Origin of the sequence: Pseudomonas saudimassiliensis (assembly GCF_000939975.1) — a bacterium.
Classification (GTDB): Bacteria; Pseudomonadota; Gammaproteobacteria; order Pseudomonadales; family Pseudomonadaceae; genus Halopseudomonas; species Halopseudomonas saudimassiliensis.
The window spans coordinates 2,699,593-2,723,174 of record NZ_LK391969.1 but is presented as its reverse complement, the minus strand read 5'-3'; the positions used below and the strand labels follow the sequence as shown (position 1 = coordinate 2,723,174).

The window sequence follows — 23,582 nt, the reverse complement described above, 5'->3', positions numbered from 1 at the left end:
CCACCCATCAGCCGCTTGCAGCCCCAGACAGTGACTCCAACCATGCCCCATACCGCGTCCCCGGCACCCGCCAACTCCCGCTCCCGCGTCATGCTCGCCAGTCTGGTGGGCACGACCATCGAGTTCTATGACTTCTACGTCTATGCCACGGCGGCGGTGCTGGTGTTTCCCCACCTGTTCTTCCCGCCGGGCAACGAGACCACGGCACTGCTCGCCTCCTTTGCCATCTTCGGCGCGGCGATGATTGCCCGCCCATTGGGCGCAGTGTTCTTCGGCCACCTGGGTGACAAGATCGGCCGCAAGAACACCCTGATCTACGCGCTGCTGACCATGGGTATCGCCACCTTCCTGATCGGTCTGCTGCCCACCTACCACACGATCGGCTGGCTGGCTCCGCTGCTGCTGGTGATCATGCGCCTGGCCCAGGGTTTCGCCATTGGCGGCGAATGGTCCGGCGCGGCGCTAGTGGCAACGGAGAACGCGCCGGAGGGCAAGCGGGCGCTGTTCGGCACCTTCCCGCAGCTGGGCGCGCCGCTGGGTTTCATCATTGCCAACGGCTTGTTCCTGTTGGTGGCTGCGGTCCTGCCGTCGGATAATCCGTCGCGGCCGTCGGAAGCCTTCCTCGACTGGGGCTGGCGTATCCCCTTCCTGTTTTCGGCCGTCATGGTGATCATCGGTTTGTGGATTCGGCTGAATCTGGTCGAGAGCACCACCTTTGCCAAGACGGTCTCCGCCGGCAAGGTGGTAAAACTGCCGCTGGGTGAAGTGATACGCAACAACTGGCGGGAGCTGATCCTCGGCACCTTCTATATGCTGGCGACCTACGTGTTGTTCTACCTGATGACTACCTTCTCCCTGAGCTATGGCCGCGCGCCGGTCGAGCCGGCTGCCGGCCAGCTGTCCGGTCTCGGCTACAGCTACAACAACTTCGTGTTGATGCTGATCGTTGGGGTGGTGTTCTTCGGTGTCTTCACCCTGCTGTCCGGGCCCTGGGCGGATCGGCTGGGGCGGCGCAAGACGCTGATCCTGGTCACCCTGGGCATCATCATCTTCAGCCTGCTGTGGGTGCCGCTGCTCAGCCTGGGTTTTGTCGGCGTGATGGCCTGGCTGATCCTCGGCTTCAGTCTCATGGGCCTGACCTTCGGGCCGATGGGCGCCCTGCTCCCGGAGCTGTTCCCAACCAACGTGCGCTATACCGGTTCGGGCATCTCCTACAACGTCTCCTCCATCCTCGGCGCCGCCGTCGCGCCCTTCATTGCCGTCTGGCTCTGGGGCGTGGGTGACGGCAGCCCCTTCCTGGTCGGGCTCTACCTGGCCGGCATGGCGCTGCTGACGCTGATCGCGCTGCTGCTGGGCAAGGAAACCCGGGACCTGGATATCAACCGCTAGCATATGGATCGGATCCCGCGGGTGGTCTCAGGAGTAACGACCACTCCGGGGTAGACAAGTAGGCCCCCCCGTGCAACGGGGAATGCGCTGAACGAAAAGTATAGACGGCGCAAGGGGCGGCCCGATCAGGCATACTGCGCTTCCCGATTTTTGCCCGAGCTGCCGATGAAACGCTTTGTTCTGCTGGATACCGCACCCATTCCCAATAACGGCGGCGCCCTGTGCCTGTTCGAATATGGCGAGGACTTTGTCATCAAGCTGGAGGGTGGCAAGGGCGGGCAGTTGATGAACACGCGTATGCACGGCTCGGAGGACGCGCTGGCGGCCATCCCCTGCCGCAAGATCGCCCACCGCCCCCAGGCCCGGGTGCTGATTGGCGGCCTGGGCATGGGCTTTACCCTGGCCTCGGCGCTGCAGCACCTTGGGCCCGACGCGGAGGTGCAGGTCGCCGAGCTGGTGCCCGGCGTTATCGAGTGGAACCGGGGCCCGCTGGGTGCCAAGGCGGGCCATCCGCTACAGGACCCGCGCACCACCGTGGTGAACGACGACGTGGCCAATATCCTGCAGGCCCAGCCCAGGGGATTCGATGCCATCATGCTGGACGTGGACAACGGCCCCGAAGGCCTCACCCATAGCGCGAACAACTGGTTGTATGCCCGCGAGGGGTTGGCCGCCTGCGCCCGCGCGCTGCGCGCCGGTGGGATACTCGCCGTGTGGTCCGCCAGCGCCGACCGGCAGTTTTCCCAGCGGCTGAAACAGGCGGGCTTCAAGGCCGAAGAGGTGCAGGTATTCGCCCACGGCAACCGCGGCGCGCGTCACACCATCTGGATCTGCGCGCTGAAATAGCCCGCGTCGCAGCTCAGGGTGCGGACTGCCGCCGCTCGACGCCCAGTTCGCCCAGGGTCGCCGCCATGTCTTCCGCGGAGCTGGCTGGCTTGACGTCGGTATCGATCTTGAGGATCTGTCCGTCCTTGCCGATGTAGAAGGTATGGCGTCTGGCGAAGCCCAGCGGGTGCAGCACGCCATAGGCCCGGGCAACCGCCTTGTCCTCGTCACTGAGCAGCGGGAAGTCCGCACCGGTTTCCGCCGCAAAGCCCTTGTTCTTGCTCAGTGGATCGACGCTGGCCATGAAATAGGCCGCATCGTACTCGCGGATCAGGTGGCCATTTTCCGCCAGGGACTTGCACTCGATGGTGCACCCGGAGGTATAGGCCTTGGGAAACCAGGCCAGCACCACGGCCTGCTTGCCGCGGTAGTCGGCCAGGCGGTGGGTTTCCCCGTCCGAACCGGGCAGTGCGAAATCGGGCGCCGGATCGCCCACCTCCAGGGCCTGGGCCGACGCGGCCAACAACGCCAACCCCACCCCGGGCAACCATCGCTTGACATAATTGAACACGGATTTTTGCTCCTGATGACCTTGAACAGGTATAGGCTTGAGCTCGGCCAGGGAACCCGGCGCGCCAGTGAGTATCCACATTAGCTGCAGGATCGCGGAAATACCACCCGCGCTCAGTTGCATGCTCAAGCCATGACAGAGGTAAACATGAATACACGCAGTCTGCTCGACCAACTGCTCAACGCCGGAAAGGACCTGCTGCAGAATCAGCAGGGCGGTGCGCAGCAGCCCAGCCGCTCTCCGACCCCTGGCAGCACCTCGCCCCTGGGCGGACTGCTGGGCAATATCGGTGGTGGCGCCCTGGGCGGCGGCGCCGTCAGCCTGCTGCTGGGCAGCAAGAAGGCCCGCAAGATGGGCGGCAAGGTCATTACCTACGGCGGTCTGGCGGCGCTGGGCGTGGTCGCCTACAAGGCCTACAGCAACTGGCAGCAGAAACAAAACCAGGCGGGTGGACCCGCCGACCAGCCTGGTCTGCGCACCGTCGACCGCGTGCCTGCAGGTGAAGTGGAACAGCATAGCCAGGCCATTCTGCGGGCCATCATCGGCGCCGCCAAATCGGACGGACATATCGATGACCGCGAGCGCGAGCTGATTGACGGTGAGATCGCCAAGCTCACCGACGACGGGGAGCTCAAGCGCTGGTTCGATGAGGAGCTGCGCAAACCCCTGGACCCGGCCGACATCGCGCGCTCGGCGCAGACGCCGGAAATTGCCGCGGAAATGTATCTGGCCAGCATTGTCATGGTGGATGAGGAAAGCTACATGGAGCGCGCCTACCTGGATGAGTTGGCGCGCCAACTCAAGCTGGAGCCAACATTGAAGACTGAACTGGAGAAGCAGGCGCTGACCGCGCTGCGTTGACGGTGGGAACCTGAGTAAGGACTGAAAGCGGTCTGCCGGCAGACAGACCGCTACCCCGCTCGGGTCAGTCCAACGCCTCGGCCAATCCGGTTTCCACGGTGGCCTGGTTGTCGGGACCGATTTCCAGGAAGGTGTCGGCAAACTCCGTGTACTCCGGCCATTGCAGCGCCGAGGTACTGGGGTTACCGGTCTTGGCGAAGTTGGTCCACAGGGTCATCGTCAGCTCGCCAATGGCGATGTCATCCGCACCGTACTCCATCGAGGCGTACACATCAGCCGCATCCCCCTGGCTACCAGTCACCCCGTTGTTGTTCAGATCGCCGATGACCGGCCTCCCCCCCTCCGGCGTGGTCACCAGCCCCAGCTGGAAGTTCTGCACCATGCCCGCCGGGTGATCGAACAGGTAGGGCAGTTCACAGCCATGGCAGCTTTGCAGGCCCATGTCCGCCCAGCCATCCGGCACCCGGCTGAACTTGTACACGTACTGGGGCGATTCATAGTGCTCGGTACGCTGCGCCAGCCAGACCGGCAAGGATGCCCGCAGATCAGGATAATCCCCTTCGGTGACCCCGGCCATCAGCGGTACATCACTGGGCATGCCGTCCAGCACGTTCTGGTAATAGGTCTTGGTCTGGTAATGGAAGTCCGCGTTGGGCCGGTAGGTCTGGCGGGGAATGCCATTATCCTTGTCTGCCTGCACGAACGCCGTCCACGGCAGGGCGCGGGCCTCCTCCAGGGTGCTGACTCCGGTGCGCTCGAACAGTGCAATGCCGATGGCTTCGGAATCGGCCAGGGAGCGTTCCGGGCCGTTGACCGTATCCAGCGGCGAGGCACCGCTCTGCACGATCGCCTTGTGGAACAGCCCCACCGCCTGGGGTGAGTTCATCAGCGAATAGGTCTTACCGCCACCGCCGGACTGGCCGAAGATGGTGACGTTATCCGGATCACCGCCAAAGGCCGCAATATTGTCCTGCACCCACTGCAAGGCCATGACCAGATCCATCTGGCCATAGTTACCCGAGCCACCGTAGCCGCTTTCTGCCGTCAGCAGCGGATGGGCAATGTAACCGAAGGGCCCCAGGCGATGGTTGACCGTCACCAGCACCACACCCTTGTCGGTAAGCCCGTCGGGGTTGTTGTACTGGGCGGAGTTGGCCGACAGGATGGCAAAGGACCCGCCATGGAACCAGACCATCACCGGCAATCCGGACGCCTCCTTGGGCGCGGTGATATTGAGATACAGCGAGTCCTCACTCATGCCGCCCTTGTTGACCGCCTCCAGCGCCATGTCCTGGGCCGACTGGTCAGCCCAGGACACCGCCTCGCGTACGCCGGACCAGGGCTCCGCGGCCACCGGAGGGCGCCAGCGCAGCTCGCCCAGCGGCGGCTTGGCATAGGGAATCCCGAGGAACTGCCAGGTATCCTCGCTGGCGGCAAAGCCGCGCAGATCGCCGCCGGTAGTAGATACCACGACGCGCTCCCCGGTGGCCCGGGTGAAATGCTCAACGGCATCGGTGGCGCTGACGACCGAGCGGGCGCGCGGGTCGGTATCGGTAAAGGCCCCCGCCTCCTCCAGAGCCTGCAACAGGGGTTCCAGGCTGATGCGAAACGCCGGCGCCGGCTGGTCGAAGTCGATGACCGCAGCGTTCAGCGAGACTTCCTCGCGAATGGCATCGCTGATCTGGATGCCGTTGTTGAGATCGCCATCGGCGTCGATGCTCTGCAGCAGGATCAGCTTGTTCACCACCCGCTGGTCCTCGGCGGAGTCCGCCCCCTCGGTAATGCTCAGGGGCGTCAGTACCTCGGCCCCCACCGCCGAGCCCAGCGTCAGCTCACCCACGGCGAAACTGATGGATTCGTTGGGGCGATAGCGGAACTGGCCCTGCTCATCAGTCCGGGCCGCCCGGGTTTCGCTGCCCTGGTAGTCCAGCCCTGCCACTGCGCTGTCGATAAAGGTGCCGGTTCGGGCAGCAGGCTCGTCATCGGAGCCGGAGGACGAGCTGTCGAAGCAGCCGCCCAGCGGCAGCAGCAGGCTCGCCAACGCCAGTGGCGTAAGCAACCACCGCCCGGCCCCGCGATCAATTCGGGAATGCGTCATCTATGTAACCCTCTTGTTATTGTTGTGGTGTTATTCGGCAAACACGTCGGCGATACCCACCTTCTCCTCGGCCTGGTCGCTCAGCTCGATGTAGCGCTGGGTCTGCCCGTCATACAGGGGATACTCCAGCTCGCCAGGAATGCTCGGGTCACCGGTCTTGGCGAAGTTGGTCCAGATGGTCAGCATGCGCTCGATCACCTGGTCATCGGTTTCATCGAAGCCGGCCGAGGCGAAAATATCCGCCGGGTCGCCCTGGGAGCCGGTTACCCCGTTGTTGTTCAGATCGCCGATGACCAGCGACTCGCCGGTGGCAGGATCGATCACCAGCCCCAGCTGGTAATGGGTGATCACGCTTTCCGGCATGTTGAACATGTAGGCCAGTTCCGCGCCGTGGTACGCCTGCACGCCCTGTTCCCGCCAGCCGCGGGGCTGATGACTGAACAGGGTGGCAAACACCGGTGCGGTCTTTAGCGGCGCCATCCAGGGGAATACATCGATCACGGTCTCGATCGGGTCGATGGTGTCGTTGGTATTCACCACGAACATGAAGGGCACATCGTTATGCACGCCGCTTTCGAAGCTCACCCGCTCGGTGTGGGGCAGGTAATGGTTGTCCACGTTGGTGTAGGGCACCAGCGGCGCGGCGGCGGACATCACCTCCAGCCAGCTCTTGCTGCGCATTTCTTCCAGCGAGGCAGCACCCAGGCGGGTCTGCAGCTCGCTGCCGATGGCTTCGGCCGCAGCCAGGCTGCGGGTATCGGGATACAGCGTGCCACTCTGGCTGATGGCGCGGTGAAACAACCCGGCCGCCTTGGGCGAGCCCATCAATGACAGCACCTTGCGCCCGCCCCCGGACTCGCCAAAGATGGTGACGTTATCCGGGTCACCGCCAAAGGCCTCGATGTTGTCCTGCACCCATTCCAGCGCCGCGATCAGGTCCAGCTGGCCGTAGTTACCCGAGCCGTTGTAGCCACTCTCGGCACTCAGTTGCGGGTGGGCGATGTAACCGAAGGGCCCGAGCCGCTGGTTCACCGCCACCTGCACCACGCCCTTGCTGGCCACTGCCAGGGGATTGTTGAAGGGCTTGGTATTGCTGGTCAGGGAGGTGAAACCACCGCCATGGAACCAAACCATGACCGGCAGCGCTTCGGCGTCCTTGGGTGCGGTGACATTCAGGTACAGCGAGTCCTCGCTCATGCCACCTTCGCCGAAGCGCTCCAGGCCGGGGTTCTGCGCCGCCTGATCGGACCAGGCTACCGCCTCGCGAACCCCTTCCCAGGCCTCCACCGGCTGCGGTGCCCGCCAGCGCAGGTCACCCAACGGCGGCTTGGCATAGGGAATGCCGAGGAACTGCCAGGTATTCTCGTCAGCCTCGAATCCGCGCAGCTGTCCGTCGGTGGTGTCAACTACGTGGCGGGTACTGGTCGAGCGGGCAAAGTGTTCCAGCGCATCTTCTACGCTGACCAACCGGCGCGGCCGCGGGTCGGTATCGGTGAACGCGCCGGCTTCCTCCAGGCGCGCCAGCAGGGGTTCAAGGCTGGTGCGGAAGGCGCCAGCTGGCTGATCGAATTCGATAGCCGCGGCGTTTGCCGACACCTCATCGCGGATGGCTTCGGTAAGCTGAATGCCGTTATTGAGATTCCCGTCCGCGTCCAGCGATTGCAGCAGAATCAGCTTGTTGGTAACCCGCTGGTCGGTCGCGGCGCTGGCCCCTTCGGTAATGCTCAACGGTGTGAGCGTGGCGGCGCCGACCGCCGAACCCAGCTCCAGGTCGCCAATGGCAAAACTGATGGTTTCGCCGGCGCGGTAGCTGAACCGGCCCTGCTCGTCGGTGATAGCGGCAGCGGTACGGCTGCCCTGGTAATCCAGCCCGGCGACGGCGCTGTCGATAAATACGCCGGTCTGGGATCGGGGCCCGTCATCGTCATCGGAGCTGGATGAGCCGTCGAAACAGCCGGTCAAGGGAAGCAATAATGCTGTGAGGGAAAGAGTAACGAATAGGGCACGGAGGCGAACGCCCCGGGTTGTCAGATACATCTGCAGATCTCCGCTTTATTGTTGTAATGGAGTCCCTTTGCGATGTTGTCGGGCCGAAATGGCGGGCCCGGAGATACGCCTCCCACGTCCGTATGTGCCAAGGCAGCTATCGCGGCCACCGAACAGAATCGTCCGGTGCCGCGATACGCACAAATGACTATAGTGAAGGCCTTATGAAACGCTAATCTGAAATGTATTATTTATCAGGCAAATGGGCATATAGCGTCGGGCGTGATGACCAAGCCGAGTAAGCGCCAGTCAGCCCGCGCTGAGCTTGCTGAAGTCTGGCTTGCGTTTCTCGGCAAAGGCCTGGAACGCCTCCTTCGCCTCGGCGCTGCGCAACTGCGCCGAAAAGATGCCGCTCTCCCGTTCCATCTGCTCGAGCACCTGATCGGTATTGCGCAGCAGCCCCTTGGCCAGGGCTAGCGCGCCAGCGGGTTTGTCCGCCAGCAGTTCGGCAATACGCCGGGTCTCGGCACGCAGTTCGTCGCGGGCAACGATCCGGTTGGCCAGGCCCCAGGCGTGGGCGTCCCGGGCGACCACCGGCTCGCCCAGGGCGAACATCTCGAACGCCCGGACGTGGCCGATGCGCAGGGGCATGAGCAGACTTGAGCCGGCCTCCGGGACCAATGCCAGGTTGATGAAGGGCGCGATCAATTCGGCATCCTCGGCCAGCAACACGTAGTCGCAGTGCAGCAGCATGGTGGTGCCCACCCCCACGGCCTTGCCCTGCACCGCGGCCATCACCGGCTTGCTGGCCCGGGCCAGGTTTTTCAGGAAGCGCTCCACATGGCGCACTGCCGGACCATTGCCGGTGGACTGCTGGGCAAATTCACCGAGATCGTTACCCGCCGAGAATATCTCGCCATCAGCCTGGAACACGACGACGCGGATCGCCGCCTCGGCTTCGGCGCGCTCCAGCCCATCGGCCAGTGCGCCATACATGGCATTGGTCAGGGCGTTTTTCTTGTCCGGGCGGGAAAGGGTCAGGGTGAGTATGCCGCCATGCAATTCGGTGATCAGGTCGCTCATCGGAATTCCTCGGTTGTCGTTTTTATCAGGTGTCGGAGAGTAGACGGGGGCGCTGTCGGGGTCCAGATGCATCAACGGTGTTATCGGGCGGCCATGGGTCGGGTGAATGGACCCTGCAAGGCGGAGTGGGCTCAGCACCGGGCCTGCCACCAGCCCACGGCCTGGCGGCTGATCTGCGCAACCGGCAGGGTGGCATCGACCGTCAGCACACCCGGTTCGGCCACGGGGCTTTCCAGGGTGTCGAACTGGCTGTCGACCAGCTCCGGGGCCATGAAGTGACATTGCCGCCGGGCCACCCGGCGCTGCACTTCGGCACGGTCCAGCTGCAGGAACACGAAGCCCAGGCCCGGCACAGCGGCGCGCAGGGCGTCCCGGTAGCGGCGCTTGAGGGCCGAGCAGCTGAGCACTGGCCGCTCCCCCGCTGCCACCGCCGCGGCCAGCAGGGCGCCGAGCAGTTCTAGCCAGGCCGCCCGGTCGGTGTCGTCCAGGGCCACGCCAGAGCGCATCTTGGCGATGCTGGCAGCGCTGTGGAACTGGTCACCCTCGATATGCCGGCCCCCGATACCCTGGGCGATGGCGTCGGCCACCGTGCTCTTGCCGCAGGCGGTGACACCCATGACCACCAACGCCGGGATCACTGCTGACATGGCTGACTCCTCTCGGTTGTGTTTCAGTCTAGACAACCCTGTCCATAACCAACCCTTTGAGGTAAAACACCCGAGGCTATCTACCTCTGCCAATGCCACTGCGTACCAACCCTGTGATGGTACGCAGCGGTCATCGCACGGGAACATTTCCCCGTCCTGTTACGTTAGGCAATCAAGCGCGACACACCAACTCAGAGGGATGACATGCACGAAGGAGAGTTGATCCGTCGAGCGCAAGCGGGTGACCGCCAGGCGTTCGGAGTTCTGGTGCAGCAGCACCAGGCACGGGTGTTCTCCTTTATCCGCCGCCTGTGCGGCAATCCGCATAACGCACAGGACATGACCCAGGATACCTTCATCAAGGCCTGGCATGCCCTGCCGGATTGGCGGCCCGAAGCGCGGCTGGAAACCTGGCTGTTACGTATCGCTCGCAATACCACTATCGATGCACTGCGTCGCAACAAGCATATGCCTGAACCGCTACCGGAGGACTATATGCTCACCGACTCCGGGCCATCGCCGCTGCGCCAGTTGGAGAGCAGCCGTAGCCTTCACGCGCTGGAGCAACTAGTTGCGCAGTTGCCCGTAGGCCAGCGGGAGGTGTTATTACTGCGAGAGATGGAAGGACTGTCCTATCAGGACATTGCCAGCACTCTGGATATCAGTGAAGGCACAGTAAAATCCCGCCTCGCCCGTGCCCGGGAGGCACTGCTCACCGCCCGCCGAGCCATTACAGGAGACTCAGATGACTGAACATCCAGACATGATGCAACTCTCCGCCCACCTGGACGGTGAGTTGGACAGTACCGAAACCGCTACCGTCAGCGAGCATCTGTTGCGCTGTAGAGACTGCCAGCAGCAGTATCAGCAAATGCACATGTTGACTCAGGCTCTTCGCCAGCTACCGGACCGCCAGCCCGAATTGGATATAGCCGCCCTGCTCGCGCAATTACCGGAACGCCCTGGGCGCCTCACATACGGCGCTGGCTGGCTCCGCGCGCTGCCAGGCATGGTCGCGGCGGCATTGGGACTACTTATCGGCGCCAATCTACAGCTTCCCGACGTGCATACAAGCCAGACGAGTTTTCCGGCTCTGGCGATTCTCGACAGCACGCCGCCGGGCGCACTGTGCCGCCAACCTGAACTCTGTTACCTCAAGGGAAGCCTGTAATGCATACCAACCTCCTGCGCCCGGCGCTGTTGATATCGCTCCTGTTCAACCTTGGCGTACTCGGCGCCCTTGGCTGGCAGTATCTGGTGGAGCGCACCCAGCAGCCCGGAGAGCCGCTGTTGGTCAGAGAGCTGCAACTGAATGAGCAGCAGCGCCAGCAGTGGCAACACATTGAAGATCCCTTTCTGCTGGAGCTGGAGCAAACCACCCAAGCCATCCAGCAACAGCGCAATCGCCTGATCGACAGTATTTTCACTGAGCCTTTGGATGCCGAGCGCGTCAGTAACGAACAGCAGCTATTGGCTGCGCAGCAACAACATCAGCAGCAACTGGTAATAGATCAATTGCTCAGGGAACGGGAGATTCTGAATGATCAGCAGCGCCAGCGGCTGGCGTACTTGCTGACCCAGCAGGCCATGGCGTCGTCGGATGTGGAAAAGCTGCATAACGAATGAATTCATCCGTTGATGGAACAAATCAGAGCGCCGTTGCGTTAGTACAGTTGAAACCGGTCTTGTTGACCGATCTGTTCTTCTTGAATCGGAGGTTCATCATGTCCATCAAGCTTTCCACTGCTGCCCTGCCCTTCACTCTGGTTGCCGCGCTGCTTGTTTCCAGTATCAGCCTGGCCGCCGATACCGCTGAGCATGACCATGATCACGGCGATGCGCCCTTTGCATTACAGCTCAATAACGGGGAGAAATGGGCCATTGATGCTCCGCTCGGCGAGGCCATGGGCGACATCAGCGCGACCATGCGTGCGTCGCTGGACGCCATACATAACGACCAACTGTCTGCGGAAGGTTATCTACCGCTGGCCGCCAAGGTCAATGACAGCGTCGCCCATATGATCAACAACTGCGATCTGCCTGAGGATGCCGATGCCCAGCTGCATATGATCATCGCGCAGCTCATGGCTGGCTCGGAAAAGATGGCAGGCAACGCCAATGACGCGCCCCGCGCCGGCGCCGTGCAGGTGGTCCAGGCTCTGGATGCCTATCATCGTTACTTTGACGATCCGGGCTTCGTACCTGTCGCTCACTGAGTATCTGCTGACTCGACCCCATTTGACGCCAGTCATGGATTAATTCCAACCAAAGGCATTCAATGACCGTTGCGGGTTCTGGTTTTCGACCTTTCAGGGGCTGTGCAATGCGTCGATTGAAGTGGGTGTTCTGCTCAAGTCTACTCCTGGTTACGCTGCTCTGGCTGTTCGCCGAGCCAGGCCTGGTCGACACGCGCGGGTTCTTCAACTGGCGCAGCCTGGCAGTGCAACTGAGCGGTCTACTGGCCATGACTTGCATGGGGTTGGCCATGCTGCTGGCGCTGCGCCCAAGGTGGCTGGAACAGCGCCTCGACGGGCTCGACAAGATGTACCGGTTGCACAAGTGGCTTGGCATCGGAGCATTGGTCATCTCGGTCATGCACTGGCTGGCGGCCAAAGGGCCAAAATGGGCAGTCGGCTGGGGCTGGCTGGAACGTCCGCAAAAGGGACCAGGTGCGGCACAGCAATCTCTGGAAGCTTTTTTTACCAGCCAGCGCGGTAATGCTGAAAGCCTTGGGGAGTGGGCCTTCTATGCGATGGTGATTCTGCTCGCGCTGGCGCTGATCAAACGTATTCCCTATCGGCTGTTCTACCAGACCCACCGGGTGATGGCCGTCACCTATGTGGTGCTGGTCGCACACAGCCTGGTATTGCTCAAATTCAGCTACTGGAGCACGCCTATCGGCTGGTTGACCGGCGCCCTGCTCGCAGTCGGCACCTGGGTGGCCGTCATATCTCTGCTGCGCCGAATCGGTGATCAACGTCAGATACCGGGTCAGATCACCGGGCTGCACTATTATCCCGAGGTTAAATCCTTGGAAGTGCAAACCCGAGTGCCCGCTTGGCCAGGTCACAAGCCGGGACAGTTTGCCTTTGTTACCTCCGATAGCCGTGAAGGCTTTCACCCCTACACCATTGCCTCCGACTGGCGGCCGGATAACCCGCAGATCACCTTTGTGGTCAAGGCCCTGGGCGATCATACCCGCACCCTGCCCGAGCAATTGAAAGTCGGCCAGCCGGTTACCGTGGAAGGCCCCTATGGTTGCTTCACTTTTGAGGACCTACGGCCACGGCAGATCTGGATCGGCGGCGGGATTGGCGTAACGCCTTTTGTCGCCAGGCTCAAACACCTGGCGGCACATCCGGGCGAAGACCAACATGTGGATTTTTTCCACAGCACCTCCGAGGTGGATGAACAGGCGTTGGCCCGATTAGCCGACGACGTGGACGATACCAATGTGCGCATGCACCTGCTGATCAGCGCCCGTGACGGATATCTCACCGCCGAACGCATCCGCGCTCTGGTGCCCGATTGGCGCGAGGCCAGCATCTGGTTCTGCGGTCCGGCCGGTTTTGGCGAGACGTTGCGCCGCGATTTCGCCGCGTTGGGTTTCCCTGTACACCGGCACTTCCATCAGGAAATGTTTGACATGCGCTGACCGCGCCACGAACAGATGCCCATACGCACAAAGGGCAGCCCGAGGGCTGCCCTTTGTGGATTACTCTGAAACGGCTCAGGACTTCTTGTAGGTATCCAGGTCGATACCGGAGCGGCCCGGTGCGAGGATGTTGTTCGGGTCCACCGCGCGCTTGATGGCGTGCTCCAGATCCCGCTTTACCTCGCCGTAGCTCTGCGCCACGCGCTCCTGGAAGCGGGTATTCACCCGGTACACGGCGTAGCCTTCCTTCTCGAACTCGTCCAGCAGCTCGTTGAAGCATGTGTCCGCGCGCTGGGTTTCTTCCTCGCTGGTGCGGTCGTACAACACGTCGATCACGTGGTGCATGTCCCGCGGAGCGACGATGAACTCGGCCACGTAGTCCAGGCCGTGCTTGTGCAGGATGCGCTTGGCCAGCGCCGCCTGCTTCCTGCACTCGCTGCCGCGGGCCTCGCTCACCGGGGCAAACCACATGGAGCCGCCGCCCCCGCGCCAGTTGTACAGCCCGAATTCCTGCAGGTTGGGCACCCCGGACATCAGCTCGGCGCGGTACTTGAACGGCTGGGTATCGCCGGCATCTTCCTGGGTGACGATGCGGCCCTTGCCGAGTTTCTTGAAGGTATCGGTAACGATCTTCCAGTTCACGTCGACCTGTTCCTGGGTGCCGTACAGCGCGGCATACAGGTTCCAGGCGCCCATACCGGTGTCGTCCTGCATCTTCTTCAGGATGTGGTCCGGGGTGTGGCCGGGCTCGCTGATGTACTGCGCCCGGGTCAGGTGGGCACTGCCCGCCTCCCAGAGCACGTTGGCGATCACCACCGAGTTGGGGATGGTGTTGTTCATGCGCAGCGGACGCAGGGCATCGACAATCTCGACGATGTCCTCCTCGTTTTCGAAGATCACTTCGAAAGGCTTGAACACCGGGGGCTTGGGCATCAGCCAGAAGCCCATCTTGGTGGTGATGCCATAGTTGGCCTGGGTGAACATGCCGTCCAGGGTCGGGCCGTAGCCCCACTTGAAGATCTGCCAGGTGTTGCTGCCTTTTACGCCGCCCATGCCGGTGCGGTAGACGTCACCGTTGGCCAGTACCACTTCCATGCCGCACTGCATCATGAAGTGTTCGCCGTAGGGGGTGTAGCCCACGCCACGGTCCATGGTGTTACCCACCGGGCCGGCAATGGCCGAGGGTGCGGAGAATGACAACATGACCGGCAGGTCGTTTTCCTGGATGTAGTTGTACAACTGGCCGTAGGTAACACCCGGCTCGACCAGGGCGTAGCACATTTCCGGGTCGATCTTGATGATCTTGTTCATCTTCTTCAGATCCAGGATCACCTGACCGCGCTGCACGGGAGCAGCCGAGCCGTAGCCGAAGTTGCGGCCAGTGGAAATGGTCCAGATCGGGATGCGGTGCTCGTTGCAGATTTTCACCACGCCCTGGATCTGCTCGACGGTGGTCGCGGTCAGCGCTGCCGAGGGGGTGTGGGCAGCGTTTTCCACCGACATCATGATCTTGTTGTAGGGCACCAGCTGCTGCTGCTCTACCAGTACGTTTTCATCCCCCAGCAAGGCGCGGAATTTTTCCACTGCCTTGTCGAAGCTTTCCTGCGTTACCCCTTTGGGCAGCAGCGAAGTGTTTTGTTCAGACATGGATCAGACTCCTTCAGGTCTCGATCGAAAAGGATACGAAGCTGCCGGACAGCGGCGTGCGGCTGGCAGTCACCAGCGGTGCCATCGCCGGACGACGGGTGCCCAGCGAGCTCAGCAGATAACCGACGCTGGCAGCCCACTGTTCGGAGTGCTCCGTGCTGCGTGCGGGACCGCCCAACTGGCGAGCTGGTGCGGCACTGTTCTGGCGTTCTTCGTTGAGGGTAAAACCGGCTCCGCAGGCGTGCAGCTGGCGGCTCAGTTGCCGTGAGCAGCCTTCGGCAAGTTGGGTATTAACCAGGTGATGGCGGCTCTGGCCAACGGTGGCCATGTGCTGGCCGATCCAGTTCACCCGGGCCCCAGCGCTACGTGCCAGATCAATCACTAGCGCCGCCGAGGCGTCATCCAGCAGGCCTATGACCTGCATCGGCTGGCCGCTGCGCAGCTGGCTTTCCAGGCCCAGCATGAAGCCCAGGCTGGTCTCCACCTGTTGCAACTGCGGCTGGCCGCCGGCAGCCCGGACACCCTGCACAAACGCTGAGTTTTGGGCGCCCTGCCCGACGAGTGCCAGCAGCGGGCGACCGGAACGCGCGCCAGGCGCAGCATGCGACCCTGCCATGGATGGCAGCGCAGCGCCCATGGTCAGCCCGGCGAGGCTACCCAGCGCCATGCCCTTGAGGACAAAACGACGATCGATGGTCATGGCAGTCTCCTCAGGGCTGTTCTGCCAGCGGCAGGCTGGCGATGTATTCCGTCACCTTGGCGATGGACGCGTCATCCACATAGGAATGCGGGAAGGCGGGCATGGCGTTGAAGCCGTTGCGCACGATGGCCTTGATGTACGTTTCGGGAAGCCCACGGCCACCCAGCGCGGGGCCCACCCCCACTTCCGGGGCATGGCAATGGCCGCAGACGTTGTCATACAGGGCCTTGCCGCTGGCCCATTGGGGGGTGTCCTGCGCCTTGGCGGCAGCGGACAGCAGCGCCAGCGGCAGGATCACCGCGGCGGCCAGGGCCCGGCTGGCAGCGGTACTGCCTGGGAAGAATGTCATTTTTGACTCCTTTGCATATCTGCTTGTCTGCTTCAGAACGGATAGGGACGCGGTGCGTGCTGAACCGTGATCCAGTGATCCGTAGTGAATTCCTCGATGGCCCAGTCGCCGTTAAAGCGACCGAGACCCGAATTCTTCTCGCCGCCAAAGGGCGCGTTGGGCTCGTCGTTGACGGGCATGTCGTTCAGGTGGGTCATGCCGGCGCGGATGCGCTGGGCGAAGTCCACGCCCTTGGAAATATCCCGGGTGAAGACGGCACTGGACAGTCCGTACTCGGTGCTGTTGGCCAACTCCAGCGCGTGCTCCGCGTCCCGGGCACTCTGGATACCCACCAGCGGACCGAAGATCTCTTCCCGGGCGATCTCCATCTCGGCCGTCACGTTGCCAAACACGTGGGGTGGCATCACGTTGCCCTGCGGCTCATTACCCACCAACAGCGTGGCACCTTCCGCCTGGGCGGTGCTGACCTTGGTCTTGAGGCCATCCAGCTGCCGGGTATTGATGACCGGACCCACGACCGTATCCGCCTTGCGGGGATCGCCGTAGGGCAGTGCCTTGACCCGCTCGACGAAGCGCTTGGTAAACTCCTCGACCAGCGGCGCTTCCACGATGATGCGGTTGACCGCCATGCAGATCTGCCCCTGGTGCAGGAACTTGCCCACCACGGCGGCGTTGACTGCCGCCTCCACATCCGCATCGGCCAGGACCACGAAGGGGCTGTTGCCGCCCAGCTCCAGGGCCACATGCTTGAGGTGCTCGCCACCGGCAGCGATACGCCCGATATTGCGCCCCACCGGGGTGGAGCCGGTGAAGGAAATGAACGCCGGCACCGGATGCTCGACAAAGGCATCACCGATTTCCGAACCGGCGCCCACCACCACACTCAGCACGCCCTCCGGCAGGCCGGCCTCACGGAAGATATGCGCCAGCAGCAGGCCACCGGTCACGGGCGTGTCACTGGCCGGCTTGATGACCACCGCATTGCCCAGCGCCAACGCCGGGGATACCGAACGGGCGCTCAGGTGCAGAGGGAAGTTCCATGGACTGATCACACCGACCACGCCCAGCGGCGCGCGGTAGACGCGGCTCTCCTTGCCGGGCACGTCGGACGGCAGGATACGGCCGTGCACCCGCCCCGGCAGGCTGGCGGACTCCAGGGTGATGGCCCGGGCGGCGCCCCACTCGATCTGCGCCTTGATCCGGGTGCTACCGGACTCACGAATGAGCCAGTCGATGATTTCATCCTTGCGCTCATCGAAGATCTCGACGGCGCGGCGCAGGACATTGCCCCGCGCCGTTGGGCCCATGGCGGCCCAGTTGACCTGGGCTTGCTGGGCGGCGCGATAGGCCTCATCCAGGTCTTCGCGGGTCGCCATGGGCAGGCTGAGGAGTTGCTCCCCGGTATAGGGGTCGGTGACCTCCAGGTTGCGGTCAGCACGACCGACACGCCACTGGCCACCGATGGGCTGCAGCTCCAGGTTCTGATAGGCAGACTGGTTTTTCATTGGGTTCTCTCTCTATGTTCGAACCCCCAATGCGGTGCGGCGGGTCAGGTAGGACCCGCGCTGCACGGGAAGGGGATTCCCGTCACCGTTACAAGTTCTATGCCACCTACAGCCTAGGCGACGAAAGGCCGCATAGCCAATTGACCAGCGTCAATTCCTTGAGCTGCGGCGACACCGCAAATGAAGAATTTTCCGCGTTGACGTATAATTTTCCGCACAGTCTTCCACACCCACCACAACTGGTCCCCTTCTTTCCATGCCATCTGACCTCCCCGATTACGCCGAGAACCTGTTGCAGCGGTTGCTCGCCAACCGGCGCAACCTGTTCGTCGACCCCTCCGACCGGCTCAGCACCGGCTCACCCGGCCCACAGCACCTGGCGGAAACCGTGGCCTTCGCCCCCGACCAGGGGAACATCTGGCTGTTCGGGCGGCGCTACATGCTGATGCAGGGCGCGGCCTTCGGCGAAATCCGGCGCGACCTGATCCGGGAGGTGGGATTGGAGAAGGCCCGGGGCATCTACACCAGCACCGGCTGGCACGCCGGGGCGCGGCTGGCCGAGCAGGTATCCCGGCAATGGCCCGAGGGTGACCACGGCAGCCTGTTCAGCGCCGGCCCGCGGCTGAACATGCTCGAAGGCATGGTCAACGTCGAACCCATCCGCTTCGAGATGAACAGCAGCACCGGGCATTTCTATGCCGAAATGTTCTGGCACAACTCCCTCGAAGCCCAGGAGCATCTCGCCCACCACGGCCAGGGCAGCGAATGCGTGTGCTGGATGCAGACCGGCTTCGCCAGCGGCTACGCCTCCGCCCTGCTCGGCCGCATGGTGGTGTTCCGCGAAACCCAGTGCCGCGCCACCGGCCACGCCGCCTGCCGCATCATCGGCAAACCCGCCGAGCAATGGGCCGACCTGGATAGCGACACCTCGGACCCGGAACGGGACGCCTTCTTCAGCCACCTGTTTCATGGCATGTCGGAGCCCGAGTACCCCCTGGCGACCCAGGACAGCGATACCCCCGCCATGCTCGGCGCCGCGCCAGCTTTTCTGCGGTCCCAGCGCATGCTGCACCGGGTCGCCCCGACCCAGGCCACCGTGCTGCTCACGGGCGAATCGGGCGTCGGCAAGGAACTCTTCGCCCAATACCTGCACCGGCACAGCAGCCGCAACAAACGGCCGCTGGTCAGCCTCAACTGCGCCTCCCTGCCGGAAAGCCTGGTCGAAGCCGAACTCTTCGGCGTGGAACGGGGCGCCTTCACCGGTGCCGACCGCAGCCGCCCGGGGCGCTTCGAACGCGCCGACGGCGGCACCCTGTTCCTCGACGAAATCGTCTCCCTCAGCCTGGACGCCCAGGGCAAGATCCTGCGCGCCCTGCAGGAAGGTGAGATCGAACGGGTCGGGGGCGACAAACCCATCCGCGTGGACGTCCGCCTGGTAGCCGCCGCCAACGTCCAGCTGCGCGACGAAGTGCGCGCCGGGCGTTTCCGCGAGGACCTGTTCTACCGCCTGAACGTCTACCCCATCCGAATTCCCAGCCTGCGCGAGCGCCGGGAAGACATCCCGCTGCTGATGAACCACTTCCTGCAACGCTACTGCCAACGGCACCAGCGGGACATTCCCGGCTTCAGCAGCCGCCTGATCAACACCCTGCTGACCCACGACTTCCCCGGCAATATCCGTGAACTGCAGAACCTGGTAGAGCGCGGCGTGATCAGCTGCGATGACGGCCAGCCCATGGACCTGCAGCACATCACCTTGAACGGGGAGCTGTTCGATGAAGACGCCCCTCTGGGGCTGACGGCCGAAGGAAAATTGGGGATTACCGCCGCGCCCATGGCCATTGCCGGGGCGAGCGATGGCGCTGCTGCGGCCCTCCCCCATCCGGCGATAGAACGGCTGACAGCCTTCCTGAACGGGTCAGATGAACGCCTGCGAACCTCATTGGGCGAGGTCGAGGGGTTGGTGATTGATCAGGCATTGAAGCGTACTGGGGGGAATGTGACGGCGGCGGCGCATCTGATCGGTTTGAGTCGGGCGCAGATCAATTATCGGTTGAAGGGGAAGTAGCGGGCGCTGCCCTCGACTACGAAGGTTAAAACCCAGCGCCGAACTGAAGTCGGGTTTGCTTCCAGCAAATGCGGATCATCGCGCTGCCTGTCTGGTGCCTATGTAGCAAAGCCTCTGTCGCCACGGATGGCGACAGGGAGCCTACACGGACGTATTCACGGCGTCTTTGCGGAATAGGTACCAGACAGGCGGCACCACACTGACACCAGCCATCCAAGCCGGCCGGCGTCGGCGCGATCAGGACAGTTTCAGGATAGGCTTCACCGCCGACCCATTGGCTGAATCCTCGAACGCCTGGTTGATCTGATCGAAGCTGTAGAACTTGACCAGTTTGTCGAAGGGGAATTTACCGGCCTTGTAGAATTCCACCAGCTTGGGAATGAACACCCGCGGCACCGAGTCGCCTTCGATCACGCCGATCATGCTCTTGCCCTCGGCCATCAGATCGTTATGCACATCGATATTCATCTCCGGCGTCACCCCGACGATGGCCACCACCCCCAGCGGACGCAGCGCATGCAAGCTCTGGCGCACCACCGGCGGTACACCTGTGCTTTCCACCGCGTAATGTACCCCGCCACCGCTGGCCTCACGAATCTCCTGCACAACGTCCACATGCTTGCCATTGAACGCATGGGTCGCGCCCAGCTCGCGGGCCAGCTCCAGGCGACTGTCATGCACGTCCACCGCAAAGATTTGCTGGCAGCCGGCAATCTTCGCCGCCATGATCGCACTCAGGCCCACGGCACCGCAGCCGTACACCGCGATGCTGGTACCGAATGCCGGTTTCAGGCGATTGAGTACTGTGCCCGCCCCGGTCTGGATACCGCAGCCCAGCGGCCCCAGCAGAGCCAGGTCCACCTCCTTGTCCACCTTCACCACGTTGCGCTCATGGGCCACCACATGGCTGCCAAAGGACGACTGGCCAAAGAAGGTATGTAGGTCGGTATCGCCTTGGTGCAGGCGGCAGCTATGGTCATCCATCCGCCCACCGAAATTCAGCTCATTGAAACGCGAACACACCGTGGGGTGGCCGGTCAGGCAATTCTCGCACTGGCCGCAGTGGGCAAAGGACATTACCACATGGTCGCCGGGGGCCAGGCTGGTCACGTTCTCACCCACCTGCTCCACCACCCCCGACCCCTCATGGCCCAGCACGATGGGATAAGGCGACACGCCCAGGTCACGGCCGACCGCATCCGTATGACATACCCCGGTGGCGACAATCCTGACCAACACCTCGTTGGCCTTGGGACCCGACAGGGTCACCTCCTCGATAGCGAAATCCGCGCCCTGGGCGTGGGTTACCGCTGCTTGAATTTTCATGATTGACTCCGTTTGTAGACAACAACGTGAACACAACGGCTACTTGGCAAGCAAGCTTCAGGCCAAGGTGCGCCGTGCCGATTAATCGCCGGTGGCGCGCGCGCCATGCGGGCGCAGCCAGTGCGCCGGTGGATTGAGCAGCAGGTAGCGCAGTGTATCCAGCATGGCACAAGCCTGGTCGGGGTTCGAATTTGCGCCCTGCAGGCACTCGAACAGCAGCCCCGAGACACTGCTGCGGCACATATCGCTGGCGCGGTCGATATCCAGCCGCGCGTCCAGCTCGCCCCGCGCCACGGCCGCCTGCAACAGCAGCCGCAGGCGTTCGACGAAGCCGCTGCGAATCTGCTCCAGACGGGCCGCCACCAGGCTGTCACCGGCGATCCGCTCGCTCTTGTGCAACATGATCTTCGACAACTGGCGCGACATGTCGTCGTTCAGGGTCTGCGTCAGCGCCTCGCCCAGGAACGCCCAGCCCGCCGCAAAGGTCAGGTCCGCTGGCAGCTCCTGCTCGATCGGCAACTGCTGCTCCGAGAGGAGCGCCGCCAGCAGGCCCCGCTTGCCCTCGAAATGCCAGTAGATCGCGCCCCGGGTGACACCCGCCTCCCGGGCCACCGCCTCCAACGAGGTACCGGCGATGCCGCCGCGGCTGAACACCCGCGCGCCAGCGGCGAGGATATCCTGCCGCGTCTGGGCTGCCTGTGCCGCACTCCGCCTGGCCATGGCTGATCAGGCCCCGCCCAGGGTGTGGCCGATAGCCCGCTCGATATCCTGTTTGCACTGCAGCAAGGCCGCGCAGATATGCTCGGTGCGCGGCCGCACCCGCGCCGTGGGCGCCACCACCGCCAGGCCGAACAGGCCCAGGTAGGTATCCAGCGCCACCGCGCAGGAACCCACCCCTTCGATGAACTCATCTTCATCGGTAGCCACCTTGGCTTCCCGAATGCGGGCCAGCTGCGTGAGCAGGTCGGCCAGCGTCGGACTGTAGGGGGTCAACGCCGGCAGCGGGTCCGGCAACAGGCTGCGGATATCCGCCTCAGGCAATTCACTGAGCAGCATCTTGCCGGCCGAGGTGGCATAGGCAGGGGCGTGGATGCCAATGGGGAACACCACCCGCAACTCCCGCTCCGCCACGATGCGGTCGATGATGTAGATCCGGTCACCCGATAGGGAACACAGGCTGACCGACTCCTGCAGCTGTTCCGACAGGCGCTGCAGATAGGGCCGGGTCAGGGAAATGATATCCGTCTGGGTCTGGTTGATCAGTTGCCCCAGCGCCGGACCCAGGCGCACCCCGCCCCCCGGGCCCGCATGCTCCACCAGGCGCTCCTCGGCCAGCGCCGTGATGATGCGCTGCACCGTCGAGCGCGGCAGCGTTACCTCCTGGGCGATTGCGCCCAAGCTCAACCCCTGGGGATTGTTGCCCAGCACGCGCATGATTTCCGCCGCCCGGGCAATCACCTGGATGCCGGACTGCCGGGGGTTTTCCGATTCCTGCGGTTCGTTCATAGCTGACTCTCGATCGTGACTGTGTAACCCAGCCACAAGGCCCGTGCGGCGACTGGAGATTGCTCCCTGATATACCTGAGCACCACCCTTTTTTCCATGGGAAATCTGGCAGGCCATCCGGCCGCGGTAAAAACATCTTACACAAAAACCCGCATACCGATACACTATACCGCTTTATGATACACACCGTTTTACATCAAATGGAGAAATGCCGGTGACACATTCAACGCCTCTGCGCCTCGCAAGAGCCCTGCCGTTCGCAGCTGTATTGCTGGCGGGCTGCGGCCAGACGCAAGAACCAACCCAGGCCCCGTCCACGCCCGAAGTCGGGGTTTATACCGTCGAGGCCAAGGCACTCACCCTGACTACCGACTTGCCTGGGCGTACCAGCGCGTACCGCGTCGCCGAAGTACGCCCGCAAGTAACCGGCATCCTGCAGGAGCGACTGTTCACCGAGGGCAGCGAGGTGGAGCAAGGCCAGCAGCTGTACCAGATCGACCCGCGGACCTATGAGGCGCGACTGGCCCGCGCCGAGGCCGACCTGAAAACCGCCGAGAACCTGGCCAAGCGCTATGAACGCCTGCTCGACACCAACGCCGTGAGCCGGCAGCAGTACGATGACGCCATGGCCGCCTGGGCGCAGGCAAAAAGTGCCCTGGAACTGGCCCGCATCGATGTGCAGTACACCCAGGTGCTGGCGCCCATTTCCGGTCGCATCGGCCGTTCCGCCGTGACCGAGGGCGCGCTAGTCACCAACGGCCAGCCCCAGGAACTGGCCACGGTGACCCAGCTCGATCCCATTTACGTGGACGTCAACCAGCCCATTACCAAGCTGCTGGGGCTCCAGCGGGCACTGGAATCCGGCCGGCTGCAGTCCAGCGGGGACGACCAGGCCACCGTTACCCTGCAACTGGACGACGGCAGCCAGTATCCCCTGCCCGGGGTGCTGAAATTCTCCGAGGTCGCGGTCGACCCCAGCACCGGCGCAGTTACCCTGCGCGCCGAATTTCCCAACCCCGACCGCAAACTCTTGCCCGGCATGTTTGTCCGCGCCCAGTTGCAGGAGGGGATTCAGGAAGACGCCATCCTGGTTCCCCAGCAGGCCGTGTTCCGTGATAGCCGCGGCGTAGCCCAGGCCTGGGTGGTAGATGCCGAGGGTGTTGTCCGCCTACAGGAACTGGAAACCCTGCGCACCGTGGGTAACAACTGGCTGATTGGCAGCGGCATCCAGGACGGTGAGCAGGTGGTTACCGAAGGGCTGCAACTGCTGCGTAACGGCATGCAGGTCACCACCGCCCCCGCCAGCAACGTCAATCCCGTGACCGAACTTGGCCAGACGCTGACCAGCGCCGCCAACTGAGGAGTA

The 23,582-nt window shown here is 63.3% G+C and carries 22 protein-coding genes; 10 read left to right on the top strand and 12 right to left on the bottom strand.

All coding sequences use genetic code 11. From position 1 onward, the window contains the following. Positions 1-42 precede the first annotated feature (42 nt). The gene (locus tag VG99_RS12565) at positions 43-1,389 is read left to right on the top strand and encodes an MFS transporter (protein ID WP_158023926.1); all 1,347 of its coding nucleotides are present in this window, start codon (positions 43-45) and stop codon (positions 1,387-1,389) included. A gap of 165 nt (positions 1,390-1,554) precedes the next feature. After that, positions 1,555-2,235, top strand: a complete 681-nt coding sequence (locus tag VG99_RS12560; RefSeq protein WP_044500413.1) for a spermine/spermidine synthase domain-containing protein — start codon at positions 1,555-1,557, stop codon at positions 2,233-2,235. Positions 2,236-2,248: 13 nt separating this feature from the next. Here VG99_RS12560 and VG99_RS12555 read toward each other — a convergent pair whose 3' ends face one another. After that, complete coding sequence (locus VG99_RS12555; RefSeq protein WP_044500410.1) at positions 2,249-2,785, bottom strand: peroxiredoxin; 537 nt, start codon at positions 2,783-2,785, stop codon at positions 2,249-2,251. A gap of 147 nt (positions 2,786-2,932) precedes the next feature. Here VG99_RS12555 and VG99_RS12550 point away from each other — a divergent pair, with 147 nt between their 5' ends. Continuing rightward, positions 2,933-3,646, top strand: a complete 714-nt coding sequence (locus tag VG99_RS12550) for a tellurite resistance TerB family protein (RefSeq protein WP_044500408.1) — start codon at positions 2,933-2,935, stop codon at positions 3,644-3,646. A 64-nt stretch (positions 3,647-3,710) separates the two neighbouring features. Here VG99_RS12550 and VG99_RS15550 read toward each other — a convergent pair whose 3' ends face one another. From VG99_RS15550 to VG99_RS12530, 4 genes are all read right to left on the bottom strand, one after another. Beyond that, positions 3,711-5,744, bottom strand: coding sequence for a carboxylesterase/lipase family protein (locus tag VG99_RS15550; RefSeq protein ID WP_082050047.1), 2,034 nt, complete (start codon positions 5,742-5,744; stop codon positions 3,711-3,713). Positions 5,745-5,774: 30 nt separating this feature from the next. After that, positions 5,775-7,706: a carboxylesterase/lipase family protein gene (locus tag VG99_RS15545; RefSeq protein WP_052508802.1), complete on the bottom strand. Its 1,932-nt coding sequence runs from the start codon at positions 7,704-7,706 to the stop codon at positions 5,775-5,777. A 333-nt stretch (positions 7,707-8,039) separates the two neighbouring features. Then, complete coding sequence (locus VG99_RS12535; protein WP_044500406.1) at positions 8,040-8,813, bottom strand: enoyl-CoA hydratase; 774 nt, start codon at positions 8,811-8,813, stop codon at positions 8,040-8,042. Between the two features lie 131 nt (positions 8,814-8,944). Beyond that, positions 8,945-9,460 (bottom strand): gluconokinase, encoded by a 516-nt coding sequence (locus tag VG99_RS12530; protein WP_044500398.1) that lies wholly within the window; start codon positions 9,458-9,460, stop codon positions 8,945-8,947. 204 nt (positions 9,461-9,664) lie between these two features. On the opposite strand from VG99_RS12530, the gene VG99_RS12525 reads away from it, so the two are divergent. The 5 genes from VG99_RS12525 to VG99_RS12505 all read left to right on the top strand — a co-directional run bounded on the left by VG99_RS12525 (position 9,665) and on the right by VG99_RS12505 (position 13,115). Then, the gene (locus tag VG99_RS12525) at positions 9,665-10,213 is read left to right on the top strand and encodes an RNA polymerase sigma factor (protein ID WP_044500396.1); all 549 of its coding nucleotides are present in this window, start codon (positions 9,665-9,667) and stop codon (positions 10,211-10,213) included. Next, entirely contained in the window at positions 10,206-10,631 is a 426-nt protein-coding gene (locus VG99_RS12520) for an anti-sigma factor family protein (protein ID WP_044500394.1), read from the top strand. The genes VG99_RS12525 and VG99_RS12520 overlap by 8 nt, the downstream gene beginning before the upstream one ends. Continuing rightward, the gene (locus tag VG99_RS12515; RefSeq protein ID WP_036988739.1) at positions 10,631-11,086 is read left to right on the top strand and encodes a periplasmic heavy metal sensor; all 456 of its coding nucleotides are present in this window, start codon (positions 10,631-10,633) and stop codon (positions 11,084-11,086) included. Before VG99_RS12520 ends, VG99_RS12515 begins: the two co-directional genes overlap by 1 nt. Beyond that, positions 11,083-11,676 carry a hypothetical protein gene (locus VG99_RS12510; RefSeq protein WP_162182780.1) on the top strand — a complete coding sequence of 198 codons (594 nt, stop codon included), beginning with the start codon at positions 11,083-11,085 and terminating at the stop codon, positions 11,674-11,676. The genes VG99_RS12515 and VG99_RS12510 overlap by 4 nt, the downstream gene beginning before the upstream one ends. 107 nt (positions 11,677-11,783) lie before the next feature. Further along, entirely contained in the window at positions 11,784-13,115 is a 1,332-nt protein-coding gene (locus VG99_RS12505; protein WP_044500390.1) for a ferredoxin reductase family protein, read from the top strand. A 75-nt stretch (positions 13,116-13,190) separates the two neighbouring features. On the opposite strand, the gene VG99_RS12500 is transcribed toward VG99_RS12505, so the two are convergent. The 4 genes from VG99_RS12500 to VG99_RS12485 are packed head-to-tail and all read right to left on the bottom strand — an operon-like array spanning position 13,191 to position 17,316. Continuing rightward, positions 13,191-14,762 carry an FAD-binding oxidoreductase gene (locus VG99_RS12500; protein WP_044500387.1) on the bottom strand — a complete coding sequence of 524 codons (1,572 nt, stop codon included), beginning with the start codon at positions 14,760-14,762 and terminating at the stop codon, positions 13,191-13,193. 13 nt (positions 14,763-14,775) lie between these two features. Beyond that, positions 14,776-15,462, bottom strand: a complete 687-nt coding sequence (locus VG99_RS12495; RefSeq protein WP_044500384.1) for a hypothetical protein — start codon at positions 15,460-15,462, stop codon at positions 14,776-14,778. A 10-nt stretch (positions 15,463-15,472) separates the two neighbouring features. Beyond that, the gene (locus VG99_RS12490; protein WP_044500382.1) at positions 15,473-15,811 is read right to left on the bottom strand and encodes a c-type cytochrome; all 339 of its coding nucleotides are present in this window, start codon (positions 15,809-15,811) and stop codon (positions 15,473-15,475) included. Positions 15,812-15,843: 32 nt separating this feature from the next. Then, the gene (locus VG99_RS12485; protein WP_044500380.1) at positions 15,844-17,316 is read right to left on the bottom strand and encodes an aldehyde dehydrogenase family protein; all 1,473 of its coding nucleotides are present in this window, start codon (positions 17,314-17,316) and stop codon (positions 15,844-15,846) included. 256 nt (positions 17,317-17,572) lie between these two features. Between VG99_RS12485 and VG99_RS12480 the strand changes: the two genes are divergently transcribed. After that, positions 17,573-19,384: a sigma-54-dependent Fis family transcriptional regulator gene (locus VG99_RS12480; protein ID WP_044500378.1), complete on the top strand. Its 1,812-nt coding sequence runs from the start codon at positions 17,573-17,575 to the stop codon at positions 19,382-19,384. A gap of 237 nt (positions 19,385-19,621) precedes the next feature. On the opposite strand, the gene VG99_RS12475 is transcribed toward VG99_RS12480, so the two are convergent. The 3 genes from VG99_RS12475 to VG99_RS12465 all read right to left on the bottom strand — a co-directional run bounded on the left by VG99_RS12475 (position 19,622) and on the right by VG99_RS12465 (position 22,216). Next, positions 19,622-20,710, bottom strand: a complete 1,089-nt coding sequence (locus VG99_RS12475; protein ID WP_044500376.1) for an NAD(P)-dependent alcohol dehydrogenase — start codon at positions 20,708-20,710, stop codon at positions 19,622-19,624. Between the two features lie 81 nt (positions 20,711-20,791). Then, entirely contained in the window at positions 20,792-21,430 is a 639-nt protein-coding gene (locus VG99_RS12470; RefSeq protein WP_044500374.1) for a TetR family transcriptional regulator, read from the bottom strand. A 6-nt stretch (positions 21,431-21,436) separates the two neighbouring features. Then, entirely contained in the window at positions 21,437-22,216 is a 780-nt protein-coding gene (locus VG99_RS12465; RefSeq protein WP_044500372.1) for an IclR family transcriptional regulator, read from the bottom strand. A gap of 208 nt (positions 22,217-22,424) precedes the next feature. Between VG99_RS12465 and VG99_RS12460 the strand changes: the two genes are divergently transcribed. Then, positions 22,425-23,576 (top strand): efflux RND transporter periplasmic adaptor subunit, encoded by a 1,152-nt coding sequence (locus VG99_RS12460; protein ID WP_158023925.1) that lies wholly within the window; start codon positions 22,425-22,427, stop codon positions 23,574-23,576. Positions 23,577-23,582 lie beyond the last annotated feature (6 nt).